This window comes from Streptomyces sp. NPDC004542 (assembly GCF_040610035.1).
GTDB lineage: Bacteria > Actinomycetota > Actinomycetes > Streptomycetales > Streptomycetaceae > Streptomyces.
In genome coordinates, this window is the sequence record NZ_JBEXLP010000070.1 from 25,444 (window position 1) to 37,341 (window position 11,898).

The window sequence follows — 11,898 nt, forward strand, 5'->3', positions numbered from 1 at the left end:
TGTGTGACAGCTTCTTGTCAGTCATGTGTACTCAGTCCTGAGTGGAAGGGCCATCCCGGTGCTCAGCCAGCCTGCCGTCGGTCCCGCGCGGACCGGTGCGTGAGGGGTTCGCGCAGACCGAGGTGGTCGCGGAGCGTCGTACCGATGTACTCGGTGGGGTAGATCCCGCGTTCCTGCAGTTCCGGGACGAGCAGGTCGACGATGTCGTCGAGGCCGTCGGGGATGAGGTACGGCTGACGTTGAAGCCGTCGATCGCGCCGTGCCGCACGAAGCGGGCGAAATTGTCCGCAAACGCCTCCATCCACCCGGCTGGACCGAGATCAGCGCCGTGTGCACCGACCCGGCGTATCGCGGCCGGGGTCTGGCCACCCGCCTCGTCCGCGCCGTCGCGGCCGGCATCAAGGAGCGCGGCGAGCAGCCCTTCCTGCACGCCAGGGCCGACAACGCGAACGCGATCCGGCTGTACGAGTCGATCGGCTTCACCCTGCGCCGCCGTACGGTCTTCTCACTTGTACGGCAGACCGAAGCCGCCGTCCTGGAAGAAACGGCATAGTCGTGCCGTTGTCCTTGTCGAAGGCGATGACTCGGAGGTGGGCCGCGTGACACGTGTACCCCGTGCCGTCCGCCTCCACAGCCGGCCCCATATCGACCTTCAGCGCGTGGCCGGCGCCCTCTGTTGTTCCTGACCCCGTTTTTCAGCCGCCGTTCGCCCCATGTCCGAGGGCCGGCGATCTCGTACGGACCTCCAGGAAGGCACCCTCGTGTCCTCAACTCCCGCTTCCCCTCTGCACCTCGCCGTCGCCCTCAACGGCACCGGCTGGCACCGCGCCTCCTGGCGCGAGCAAGTCGCCCGCCCCGGGGACCTGTTCACCGCCGAATACTGGGCCGACCTGGTCGCCGAGGCCGAGCGCGGCCTGCTCGACTTCGTCACCTTCGAGGACGGGCTCGGCCTTCAGTCCTCGCACTACGGCGAGCCGGACGGCCGCACCGACCAGGTCCGCGGCCGCCTGGACGCCGTCCTGACCGCGTCCCGCATCGCGCCCCTGACCCGGCACATCGGCCTGCTCCCGACCGTGATCACCACCCACACGGAGCCGTTCCACATCTCCAAGGCGATCGCCACCCTCGACTACGTGAGCTCCGGCCGCGCGGGCCTGCGGGTGCAGATCAGCGCCCGCCCGCACGACGCCGACCACTTCGGCCGGCGCACCTTCCCGCCGATCAGCCTGGAGGAGTCGCAGACCCCCGCCGGGCAGCAGCGGCTCACCGAGCACTTCGACGAGGCCGCCGACTACGTCGAGGTCGTGCGCCGGCTGTGGGACAGCTGGGAGGACGACGCGGAGATCCGGGACGTGGCCACCGGCCGCTTCATCGACCGGGAGAAGCTGCACTACATCGACTTCGAGGGCCGGCACTTCAGCGTCAAGGGCCCCTCCGTCACCCCGCGCCCGCCGCAGGGCCAGCCGCTGGTGACCGCCCTCGCCCACCAGACCGTTCCGTACCGGCTCGTGGCCCGCCAGGCCGACGTCGGCTACGTCACCCCGCACGACGCCCAGCAGGCCCGTGCGATCGTCGCCGAGATCCGCGCCGAGCAGGAGGCCGCCGGGCGGGTCGGCGACATCGTGCACGTCTTCGGCGACTTGGTGGTCTTCCTGGACGACGACCAGGCCGCTGCCGAGGACCGGCGCGCCCGCCTCGACGCCCTCGCGGGGGAGCCGTACACCAGCGACGCGCGCATCTTCGCCGGTTCGCCCGCCGAACTCGCCGACGTGATGCAGGAGTTGGCGGCGGAGGGGCTGAGCGGCTTCCGGCTGCGTCCCGCCGTCGCCGGACACGACCTGCCGGCCATCACCCGGGGCCTGGTCCCCGAACTCCAGCGCCGGGGCGCCTTCCGCACCGCCTACGAGGCCGACACCCTGCGCGGCCTGCTGGGCCTCGCCCGCCCCGCCAACCGCTACGCCGCAGCCATCGCCTGAGCCGGAAGGACCGCACCGACATGAGCAGCAAGCCGCTGAAGCAGATCCATCTCGCCGCACACTTCCCCGGCGTCAACAACACCACTGTGTGGAGCGATCCGAAGGCCGGCAGCCATATCGAGTTCAGTTCCTTCGTCCACTTCGCGCAGACCGCCGAACGCGCCAAGTTCGACTTCCTGTTCCTCGCCGAGGGGCTCAGGCTGCGTGAACAGGGCTGCAAGATATACGACTTGGACGTGGTCGGCCGCCCCGACACCTTCACGATCCTCGCCGCGCTGGCTGCCGCCACCGAGCACCTCGGTCTGACCGGCACCATAAACTCCACCTTCAACGAGCCGTACGAGGTGGCCCGCCAGTTCGCCAGCCTCGACCACCTTTCCGGCGGTCGCTCGGCCTGGAACGTCGTCACCTCCTGGGACGCCTTCACCGGCGAGAACTTCCGCCGCGGCGGCTTCCTGCCGCAGGAGGAGCGCTACTCCCGCGCCAAGGAGTTCCTCACCACCGCCCACGAGCTCTTCGACTCGTGGCACGGCGACGAGATCATCGCCGACCGGGTGACCGGCGTCTTCCTGCGGGACGCGAAGGCCGGCTCCTTCGTCCACACCGGCCAGCACTTCGACATCCACGGCCAGTTCAACGTGCCGCGCTCCCCACAGGGCCGACCGGTCGTCTTCCAGGCCGGAGACTCCGACGAGGGCCGCGAGTTCGCCGCCTCCGGCGCCGACGCCATTTTCAGCCGGTACGCCACCCTCAAGGAGGGCCGGGCCTTCTATACAGACGTCAAGAACCGCCTGGCCAAGTACGGCCGCCGACATGACCAGTTGCTGATCCTGCCCGCCGCGACCTTCGTCCTCGCCGACACCGACGCGGAGGCCGAGGAGCTGGCCAACGAGGTGCGTCGCCAGCAGGTCAGCGGGGCCACGGCCCTCAAGCACCTGGAGTTCGTCTGGAACCGGGACCTGTCCTCGTACGACCCGGAGGGCCCGCTGCCCGACATTGACCCGGACGTCAGCGACGACCACATCTCCAAGGGCCGCGCCCAGGTGCGCATGTACCGCGACCCGCTGGCCACCGCGCGCGAGTGGCGCGAGCTGGCCGCCGCGAACAACTGGTCCATCCGCGACCTCGTCATCGAGACCGGCACCCGGCAGAACTTCATCGGCTCCCCGGCGACCGTCGCCCGGACCATCAACGAGTACGTCCAGGCGGACGCGAGTGACGGCTTCATCCTCGTTCCGCACATCACCCCCACCGGTCTGGACGACTTCGCCGACAAGGTCGTACCGCTCCTACAGGAACAGGGCGTCTTCCGCACCGAGTACGAGGGCCCGACCCTCCGCCACCACCTGGGCCTCGCCCACCCGGACGAGGCGTCGAACGAGCGGGTGGCGTCGTGAAGTTCCTCGCGATCACCTTGATCGTGCACCGGCCGGACCCGGTCACCGGGGTGCGGAAGTCGACCCACGAGCGCTTCCGCGACGTCCTCGACAACGCGCTGCTCGCCGAGGAGCTCGGCTTCGACGGCTTCGGCGTGGGGGAGCGCCACGAGCGGCCGTTCATCTCTTCCTCACCGACCGTCGTACTCAGCCATGTGGCCGCCCTGACGAAGCGCATCCGCCTGTTCACGGCCGTCACGACGCTCAGCCTGCTGGACCCGGTCCGGGCATATGAGGACTACGCCACCCTCGACCACCTGTCCAACGGGCGCCTCGACCTGATCATCGGCAAGGGCAACGGCGCCGCTCAGCGCGACCTGTTCCACGTCACGCCCGAGGACCAGTGGGACCGCAACGCCGAGAGTTACGAGGTCTTCCGGAAGATCTGGCGTCAGGACAAGGTCACCGCCGACACCCGCTTCCGTCCCCCGCTGACGGACGCCGAGGTGTGGCCGCGGCCGTATCAGCGGCCGGTCCGGGTCTGGCACGGCAGCGCGACCAGCAAGGAGTCCGTGGATCTGGCGGCCCGCTACGGCGACCCGCTGTTCTCGGCGAACGTCACCAACCCCATCGAGCCGTATGCCGAGTTGATCCGCCACTACCGCGAGCGGTGGGAGCACTACGGCCACGACCCGGCGCAGATCGCCGTCGGCGCGGGCACGGCGGGCATCTACGTCGCGCCCACCTCCCAGGAGGCGCTGGCCGCGTACCGGCCGGTCTTCGAGTCCAACCTGGCGTTCTTCAAGAAGGCCGGCCTGCCGGTCGTCTTCGAGACCCTGGAGGACTTCGCCGAACGCAGCTCCGCTCTGATCGGCAGCCCGCAACAGGTCATCGACAAGGTGCACCGCTACCACGAACAGTTCGGGCACACCGTGCTCCACCTGCACGCCGACGCGAGCGGGCTGACGGAGTCCCAGCACCGTGCCTCCCTCGAGCTGTTCCAGTCCAAGGCCGCCCCCGTGCTGCGCCGCGAGATCCCGGACCCGCCGTTCGTGTGGGGACCCGTGCATCCGGCGCCACCGCTCACCCAGGAGTCCGTCCATGTCTGATATTGCCCTTGGCGTTCTCGACCTGGTCCCGATCGCCTCCGGCTCGACGGCAGCCGATGCCCTGCGCAACTCCATCGACCTCGCACAGCAGGCCGAGCGCTTCGGATATGCCCGCTACTGGTTCGCCGAGCACCACCTCAATCCGGGCGTGGCCGGCACGTCCCCCGCAGTCGTCCTGGCCCTGACCGCATCCGCCACCTCCACCATCCGGCTCGGTTCCGGGGCCGTGCAGCTCGGGCACCGCACGGCGCTGTCCACGGTGGAGGAGTTCGGCCTGCTCGACGCGCTGCACCCGGGCCGCTTCGATCTGGGCCTGGGCCGCTCGGGCGGCCGCCCGTCGGGACAGCCGGCCGCACCGTTGCCGACGGCGACCCCGGTCGTCGACGGCCGCACCCCGAACGGCCTGTTGATCCCGCCCCGCTTCTCCTTCGAGCATCTGCTCGGGTCACCCCGCATCGCGCTGCAGCGCAGGCTGCTTCTCCTGCCGGGCGCCGAGTCACAGGACTACGCCGAGCAGATCGACGACATCCTCGCCCTGCTCGCAGGCACCTACCGCTCCCCGGAGGGCGTCGAGGCGCACGTCGTGCCGGGGGAGGGCGCCGACGTGGAGGTGTGGATCCTGGGCAGCAGCGGCTGTCAGAGCGCCGCTGTCGCGGGCCGGGGCGGTCTACGGTTCGCGGCGAACTACCACGTCAGCCCGGCCACGGTCCTGGAGGCGGTGGAGGGTTACCGGTCCTTCTTCCAGCCTTCCGAGTTCCTCGACAAGCCGTACGTCAGCGTATCGGCGGACGTCGTCGTCGCCGAGGACGACGCCACTGCCCGCGCACTCGCCACCGGCTACGGCCCGTGGGTCCGCAGCATCCGCACCGCCGAGGGCGCCATCGAGTACCCGACGCCGGAGGAAGCGCGTGCCCACCCATGGACCGACGAGGACCGGGCCCTCGTCCAAGACCGCCTCGACACCCAGTTCGTGGGCTCACCGGGCCGGGTGGCCGACCAGTTGGAACAACTCCAGGCGGGCACGGGCGCGGACGAGCTGCTCATCACGACCATCACTCACGACCACAGGGACCGGGTCCGTTCATACGAACTGCTCGCGGAGGAATGGCGCCGACGGGGTCACTCTTTGCAGTCGAGCTGATGTTCGAGACCCCCACTGACCGGCTGCACGCGACGGCTTCCGCACACGTCTGATCGGCCCCCCTGAGCAGATCGCCGAGCGGATCGTCGCCTACAAACGGCTCGGCGTGGAGCTCTTCCTCCTCGGCTTCCTGCACTACCTGGAGAGGTCGAGTGCTTCGGCAAGCGGGTGCTGCCCCTGGTGCGCGAGCTGGAGGCAGAGGAAGCCGCGTCCGAGCCTGCCGCCGCCCACGCCTGACCGCGGCCCGCATGGGAGTTCGGCCTTTCGGCGCTGCCGTCGAGGCGGTCCGCGCGCCGCTCGCTGCCCGTGAGACCGACCGCGTGGCCTGATCGCACGGGTGGTCCGGCGGGCCTTCTCATGTGGCGAGACGTTCTGGCGCGGGTGGAACGCGCCCACTTGACGGGGCCCGGCCGTGGCCCGACACTCCGGTACAGGAAATCATAGTGAATCGGTAGGGAAAGATGGACTGTTCTGTGCTGGATCTCGGCCGTCGAGCCGTCCGCATCGCCGTCCGTCCGCTGCCCCTGCTGACGTCCCGGCGCCACATCGACCTCCTGCGCGTGTGCAGTGCGGCGAGTTCCCCGCACGGTGAAGGCTCCACGCCCACCCACGCCTGATCCTCACGCCAGCACCGCATCCCGGCCGTGCCGAAGCCGCCGCGAGCCGTCGTCCCCGTATGCCCGTATGCCTGCGACCGAGCACCCCAGGAAGACGCATGTCCGCCACATCCCCGACAGCAGTGCCGTCCTTCCGGAGCAGGATCGGCTGTGACGCGCGCAGCGGCTACTACGCCGCGCCGCAGCGCTACCGACTCCACCTCTCGTTGTCCTGTCCGCACTGCCTGCAGATCGCCATCACGCACAGCCTGCTCGGCCTCGACGACACCCTCCCGGTCACGCTGCTGCCCGCCCTGCCCGACGCCTCGGACGGCGGACACCTGGCACTGTGCCCGCTGTACGAATCCAGTTCTCACCAGCACCCCGGACCGGCCGTGGCGCCGGTCCTGAGCGACAACTGGACCGGAACGATCGTCAGCACCCACACCACCGACATCCTGCGCGACCTGGCTCGGCGGTTCGGTGGACATGGTCCCGATCTCTACCCCCGCGGTGCCGAGAAGGCCATCGAGACCGTTGGCCGACTCTGCGAGCAGGGCATCACCCGGGCCGCCCAGCGCGCCGGGCAGTCCGATGGCGGCCCGGCGGTACGCGACACCGCACTGGCCACCCTGCTGCGCACGCTGGATGTGCTGGAGTGGAAACTCGCCTCCCAGGAGCACGTGCTGGGCGGTGAACTCACGCTCGGTGAAGTCCAGTTGTGGGTGGCTCTCGTGCAGCTGGACACGGTGCACCGCCACCACCTGGACGCCACCGCGGTGCACCGCATCACCGAGCACCCCCGCGTGTGGGCGTACGCACGGCGGCTGGCGGCACACCCCGCCTTCGGATCCCACCTCGATCTGGACGGCATCGCCCGCAGGCACCACGCCCACTGCCGTGGCACAGAGGCCACCGGGGCGGCGGTACAGATCGTGGACTGGATGGCGTGCGCACCTCGCAAGGAGCCAGAGGTCGTGCGACAGCCCGGCTGATCTGATGCGGCCGCGCGCCTGGCCTGCGGTTGTTTCGCGCAACTGCAATACCGCCTCCGCTGCACCCCCCCGCCCCGCTGCGTAACAGCCCGTCGCATGGCTGATACCGGCGCGAGCAGCCCTTTCCGGCATGGATGCGTCCGCGTCGGCAGATGTCGGACCTGGCCGGCCTCCTGGGCCCGCCGGGCGAGGCGAACCGCCCCGCGGACGCGCTCGGCGTCGCGCAGACGGGCCGTCGCCGCGTCTCACGAAACCCCGAGTAGCACTGACGACCCGGATTACCACTGGCTGGTCGTCCCGATCGCGGAACCGCCCCGGACGGCCGTCTCAGGCGGCGGGCACGTACTTGTACCCCACGCGTCGCACAGTGACGATCCGCTGCCGGTGGACCGCCCCCAGCTTTCGGCGCAGACGTGCGATGTGCACGTCGACGGTGCGTCCGTCCCCCCAGTGGGTGTGTCCCCACACGTGCTCGACCAACTGTTCGCGTGTGTGGACTCGATGCGGATGAATCACGAGCTGGGCCAGCAGGGCGAACTCCAGGTAAGTGAGGTCGAGTTCCTCTCCCTCCAGTTCGGCGACATGGCGCTCGGTGTCGATACGGATCGGGTCACCGGCCGGGACCGACGGGTCCGGCGTGCGCGTCAGGAGCGGTATGGCGTCGGAGGCGACCGGGTGGATCTGTGGCCGCAGTCCTGCGTCGGCGAAGAGTGCGGCCGGGTCGACACCTTTGGGAAGGAACACCAGATAGCCGACGAGCGGTGATCCGTCGTCGGGAGCTGCGCGGTCCCCTCCTTCCTCTTGCGTGTCTTCGGGCACAAGACGCAGGCGGCGAGGGGCGGCCGGCGAGACGTGGAGCAGAGTGGCGTGAGACGGGGGTGCCGACGTCATCGCTGTAGTTCCTTCCCGGTGTATGGGGAGTTGTATGGGGGGGCAGGTCGAGGCGTCGGGCCAGAGGGGCAGAAAGCCAGGCGAGCCGGAGCGACTGTTCGATCGGAGGTCGCTGGAGACCCGGTGCGGCGACGGCTCAGCCATCTGTCAGGCCTGCGCGTCAAAGGAGAGAGGAGCGATGGTCGACCAGGTGCGCCACAAAGCACCGGTCGCTTCCTAGCCGCGTCGGCAGACGGCGCTGGCCACGCGACGGAAGTCGACGTGCCGGCGGCGTACCAGGGGAAGCTGCGCGCGGGACATGGCCCCATGGTGGGTGAGCGCAGCGACGGCGTCAACGTTTCTCTACTAAATCAGTAGGGATGGTGGGGAAATTCACTGAGGTGGGCTGCGGGCAGCGGCGGACAGGGCATCGGATCGTGCGGCATGAGGCGCTTCGCGAGGACCGGTGCAACGGCGGCGTACGGCCACGGCGCCGGGCCGTGGTGAGGAACAGGATGCCGACATTGACGCGGGACCACCGCTTCGCCGCACAGCGTCACCGCCGACGGCGAGGGCCGGAGGCCGAGACCACGCGGCCACCCGGCACCGTCCAGCCGACGAGTTCGCCCACGAGTGCGGCGACTTGTTCCACTTCGATGAGGAAGCCGTCGTGACCGTACGGGGATTCGACCACCCGGACGTGATCCGCTGCGGGGATCGCGGCTGCCAACTCCGCTTGCTGGGGCAGCGGATAGAGGCGGTCAGAGTCGACGCCTGCGACGAGGGTCCTGGCCGTCACACGGCTCAGGGCGGCGCGCGTACCACCTCGACCGCGACCGATGTCGTGACTGTTCATGGCCTCTGCCAGTGTGACGTAGCTGCCCGCGTCGAAGCGGTGCACGAGCTTGGCAGCGTGGTGGTCGAGATAGGACTCGACCTGGTACCGACCGCCGTTCCAGGAATCCTCCGTGCCCTGCGGCGCGCGGCCGAAACGGACCTGGAGTTCCGGTTCGCTGCGGTAGGTGACGTGGGCGAGGCGACGGGCCAGGCCGAGTCCCGCGTGCGGGCCGAGTCCGGGGCCGGCGTCGTGGTAGTTGCCGCCGCGCCAGTGAGGGTCGCTGCGGATGGCATGGAGCTGGATGTTCGCCCAGGCGATCTGCTCCGCGCTCGCCGCGGCCGCCGTGGCCAGCAGCAGGAGCGCCCGCGTCCGTTCCGGATGCGACACGGCCCACTCCAGCGCCCGCATTCCGCCCATCGACCCGCCGACGACCAGTGCCCAGCGGTCGATGCCCAGCGCGTCGGCCAGGTCCGCCTCTGCGGCCACCTGGTCGCGCTGGGTCAGGAAAGGGAAGCCGCCACCCCGGTGGCGTCCATCCGGTGTGAAGGACGCCGGTCCGGTGCTGCCCTGGCAGCCGCCCAGCACGTTGGGAGCGACGACGAACCAGCGGTCGGTGTCCAGTCCGCGCGGACTCGCCGAGCTCAACCGCAAGCTCCGGCACCGTGAGGTGCCGGGAGATCCCGAAGAACGGGCGACCATACGGCGGCTCGTCGCGGAGTACCGGGCGCGGGTGGAGCGGGGAAACCGGGGGCTGCCGTACTGGCTGGGCTTCATGGGCCTGTCCGCCGCCCTCATGCTCGCCGCCGGGGTGGTCACGGGTTCGTGGACCTACCCGCTGGTCTTCACGATCGGCACGGTCGGCTTCTGCTGCCTGATGCTCTGGATGCGTCGCCGGTCCCTGGACCGTGCTCGCTCCATGCACTCGGCCCTGCGGAGTGAGAGCGGACAGGCGCCGTGAGTGCGCGGTCAACACCTCGGGTGGTCCGCACACCTGCGTGAACGTTCCGGAGCCGCGCGGCGTCACAGCGGTGACCGACACCGAGGGAGTCACCATGAACAGACTGCGTTGCCGTGCCCGACTGGCTACCCCGGCCGCGTTTCTCGGGGCCCTGCTGTACACGACCGCAGGGTGCGGCTCCTCGGAGTGCGGGGGACCCACCGGAGGGAACGAGCCGGAGAGCACCTGGGAGGAACCCGCCGCGTACTCCTACACCCTGACGTCGAGCACTCAGGTCCTGGCGGGGACCTTCCGGGTGAAGGTACGCGACGGCAGGGCGGTCGAGGTCGTCGGGCTCGATGAGGACAGCCGGCGGCAGGCGAGAGACATGTCAGCCCAAGTACCCACTCTCGGTGACTTGTTGAAGAGCCTTCAGCAAGCCCGCAGTGAGCACGCGGACACAGCGGAGGCGGACTACGCCGCCGACGGGCACCCCGTGCGGATCTCCCTTGACCAGGACAAGAACGCGATCGACGACGAAGCCCTGTACACCATCAGCTCCTATGCGCAGGAGTGCGACGGTTCAACCGCCAGACGAGCTCTGTCCCGGTGCCCGCAGGAGCCGCCGCCGGCTCCCGCCCGACTTCGGTGAAGCCCAGCCGGCGCGGGATGGCGCCGCTGGGCACGTTGGCCAGGTCGTGCGCGATCTCGACGTAGGCGCACCGGGCTACCCGTTGCCCGGGTGGCAGGCGGACGCAGGACGTCGGAGCCGCGGCAGGGTTCTTGGCGAGGAACCGTCACCGCCGTGCCGGGCCGCGAGTGGCGGAACGCCGCACGGTGAAGCGGGCGGCCGGGGTTACCGGCCGGTAGTTATAAGCTGGGTGAACGTGAGAACCGTACGTGAACGACGCCGCACAGCGGCTCGATCGTGAGGGAGCAACCGATGACATCGCAAACCGAGCGAGCCGTGCTGGCGGGCGGTTGCTTCTGGGGCATGCAGGACCTGATGCGCAAGCAGCCGGGTGTGGTGTCCACCCGCGTCGGGTACAGCGGCGGTGACACGCCGAACGCCACGTACCGCAATCATGGTGACCACGCGGAGGCCATCGAGATCCTCTTCGATCCCATGACGACGAGCTACCGGGACATCCTGGAGTTCTTCTTCCAGATCCACGACCCGACCACGAAGGACCGCCAGGGCAACGACATCGGGCGCAGCTACCGGTCCGCCGTCTTCTACACCGACGAGGAACAGCACCGGGTCGCCCTGGACACCATCGCGGACGTCGAGGCCAGTGGCCTGTGGCCGGGCAAGGTGGTCACCGAGGTCGAGCCCGTGGGCGACTTCTGGGAGGCCGAGCCCGAGCACCAGGACTATCTGGAGCGTTACCCGAACGGCTACACCTGCCACTTCCCGCGACCGAACTGGAAGTTGCCGCGCCGGACCTCGTCCCCGGCGAGCTGAACCGCCGGCCGCGCCGGCCGTCCGCAGTCCGTGGTCTGCACGGTCCCCCTCCACGACGCTCCGAGCTCGGGGAGGGGGACCGCACGCTCACGCTGATCACGCCCTGCACCGGTCCGCACGCCCGGCACGCGAGCGGTTCGGCCTCAGCCGACGCGGGTTCGCGGTGACGAACTCGGGCGAGCGGGTATGGGCGGCGTAACCGCGGAAGGAGGCGTTGCGCCAGACGGTGTCAGGGCTGTCGGGCGGTGCTTTGCGGAAGCCGCCGAGGGCGGGCTCCCACCGGTAGGCGATCCCGGTGCGCGGCATCCATTCCGTCAGCCGCTGCCGGGACACGTCCGGATGGCGACGGCTGCCCCGCGCGGTGCGCACGTCCACGCCGGCGCTGACGCCGGCGCGGCGCAGCAACTCGCCGATCCGGTCGCGGCCGGCGGTGCCGTGCCCGAAAGTCACCAGGAGTGTGTTCACGGTGCCGGACTTCCTACGGCGTGTTTCCCGGTGCGGGGTGGGCGCGCCCTCGCGGCGGCCTTGCATCGCCCAGGCCCTGGTCTCGATCATCCCGGTGCCCCGCTCCTACTGGGTCGCCCTGACCATCACC

13 protein-coding genes and 4 pseudogenes are annotated in these 11,898 nt (G+C 70.0%); 12 read left to right on the forward strand and 5 right to left on the reverse strand.

Annotated elements, in window-relative coordinates; translation table 11 throughout:
• Positions 1 to 62: 62 nt before the first annotated feature.
• Positions 63 to 289: pseudogene (locus ABZX30_RS28655) on the reverse strand (F420-dependent methylene-tetrahydromethanopterin reductase); the annotation flags it as partial.
• Here ABZX30_RS28655 and ABZX30_RS28660 point away from each other — a divergent pair.
• The 9 genes and pseudogenes from ABZX30_RS28660 to ABZX30_RS28700 form a co-directional block, all read left to right on the forward strand.
• Positions 290 to 553: pseudogene (locus ABZX30_RS28660) on the forward strand (GNAT family N-acetyltransferase); the annotation flags it as partial. It lies immediately after the preceding pseudogene.
• Between the two features lie 46 nt (positions 554 to 599).
• Positions 600 to 686 (forward strand): putative leader peptide, encoded by an 87-nt coding sequence (locus ABZX30_RS28665; RefSeq protein WP_324605925.1) that lies wholly within the window; start codon positions 600 to 602, stop codon positions 684 to 686.
• A gap of 75 nt (positions 687 to 761) precedes the next feature.
• Complete coding sequence (locus ABZX30_RS28670; protein ID WP_355938429.1) at positions 762 to 1,976, forward strand: LLM class flavin-dependent oxidoreductase; 1,215 nt, start codon at positions 762 to 764, stop codon at positions 1,974 to 1,976.
• A 20-nt stretch (positions 1,977 to 1,996) separates the two neighbouring features.
• Positions 1,997 to 3,373 (forward strand): NtaA/DmoA family FMN-dependent monooxygenase, encoded by a 1,377-nt coding sequence (locus ABZX30_RS28675; RefSeq protein ID WP_355938431.1) that lies wholly within the window; start codon positions 1,997 to 1,999, stop codon positions 3,371 to 3,373.
• The gene (locus tag ABZX30_RS28680; RefSeq protein ID WP_355938433.1) at positions 3,370 to 4,461 is read left to right on the forward strand and encodes an LLM class flavin-dependent oxidoreductase; all 1,092 of its coding nucleotides are present in this window, start codon (positions 3,370 to 3,372) and stop codon (positions 4,459 to 4,461) included. Before ABZX30_RS28675 ends, ABZX30_RS28680 begins: the two co-directional genes overlap by 4 nt.
• A complete protein-coding gene (locus tag ABZX30_RS28685) occupies positions 4,454 to 5,602 on the forward strand; it encodes an LLM class flavin-dependent oxidoreductase (protein ID WP_355938434.1) in 1,149 nt (382 codons plus the stop codon). The genes ABZX30_RS28680 and ABZX30_RS28685 overlap by 8 nt, the downstream gene beginning before the upstream one ends.
• Before the next feature lie 31 nt (positions 5,603 to 5,633).
• Positions 5,634 to 5,839 (forward strand): annotated as a pseudogene (locus ABZX30_RS28690) (dimethyl sulfone monooxygenase SfnG); the annotation flags it as partial.
• Between the two features lie 224 nt (positions 5,840 to 6,063).
• Positions 6,064 to 6,219 carry a hypothetical protein gene (locus ABZX30_RS28695; RefSeq protein WP_355938435.1) on the forward strand — a complete coding sequence of 52 codons (156 nt, stop codon included), beginning with the start codon at positions 6,064 to 6,066 and terminating at the stop codon, positions 6,217 to 6,219.
• A 98-nt stretch (positions 6,220 to 6,317) separates the two neighbouring features.
• On the forward strand, positions 6,318 to 7,193 hold the full coding sequence (locus tag ABZX30_RS28700; RefSeq protein ID WP_355938436.1) for a glutathione S-transferase C-terminal domain-containing protein: 876 nt from the start codon (positions 6,318 to 6,320) through the stop codon (positions 7,191 to 7,193).
• Between the two features lie 327 nt (positions 7,194 to 7,520).
• Here the strand turns inward: ABZX30_RS28700 and ABZX30_RS28705 are convergent, their stop codons facing one another.
• The 3 genes from ABZX30_RS28705 to ABZX30_RS28715 form a co-directional block, all read right to left on the reverse strand.
• Positions 7,521 to 8,084, reverse strand: coding sequence for a winged helix-turn-helix domain-containing protein (locus ABZX30_RS28705; RefSeq protein WP_355938438.1), 564 nt, complete (start codon positions 8,082 to 8,084; stop codon positions 7,521 to 7,523).
• Between the two features lie 216 nt (positions 8,085 to 8,300).
• Positions 8,301 to 8,384: a putative leader peptide gene (locus tag ABZX30_RS28710; protein ID WP_351237255.1), complete on the reverse strand. Its 84-nt coding sequence runs from the start codon at positions 8,382 to 8,384 to the stop codon at positions 8,301 to 8,303.
• A 235-nt stretch (positions 8,385 to 8,619) separates the two neighbouring features.
• Positions 8,620 to 9,546 carry a homoserine O-acetyltransferase gene (locus ABZX30_RS28715; protein ID WP_355938440.1) on the reverse strand — a complete coding sequence of 309 codons (927 nt, stop codon included), beginning with the start codon at positions 9,544 to 9,546 and terminating at the stop codon, positions 8,620 to 8,622.
• Between ABZX30_RS28715 and ABZX30_RS28720 the strand changes: the two genes are divergently transcribed.
• The 3 genes from ABZX30_RS28720 to msrA all read left to right on the forward strand — a co-directional run bounded on the left by ABZX30_RS28720 (position 9,515) and on the right by msrA (position 11,303).
• Positions 9,515 to 9,859 (forward strand): hypothetical protein, encoded by a 345-nt coding sequence (locus ABZX30_RS28720; RefSeq protein WP_355938442.1) that lies wholly within the window; start codon positions 9,515 to 9,517, stop codon positions 9,857 to 9,859. The two genes, ABZX30_RS28715 and ABZX30_RS28720, sit on opposite strands and share 32 nt — an antisense overlap.
• Positions 9,860 to 9,929: 70 nt before the next feature.
• Positions 9,930 to 10,490 (forward strand): DUF6174 domain-containing protein, encoded by a 561-nt coding sequence (locus tag ABZX30_RS28725; RefSeq protein WP_355938443.1) that lies wholly within the window; start codon positions 9,930 to 9,932, stop codon positions 10,488 to 10,490.
• Positions 10,491 to 10,781: 291 nt separating this feature from the next.
• Positions 10,782 to 11,303 (forward strand): peptide-methionine (S)-S-oxide reductase MsrA, encoded by a 522-nt coding sequence (gene msrA, locus ABZX30_RS28730; RefSeq protein WP_355938445.1) that lies wholly within the window; start codon positions 10,782 to 10,784, stop codon positions 11,301 to 11,303.
• 159 nt (positions 11,304 to 11,462) lie between these two features.
• Here msrA and ABZX30_RS28735 read toward each other — a convergent pair.
• A pseudogene (locus ABZX30_RS28735) lies at positions 11,463 to 11,768 on the reverse strand (DUF488 domain-containing protein); the annotation flags it as partial.
• Positions 11,769 to 11,898 lie beyond the last annotated feature (130 nt).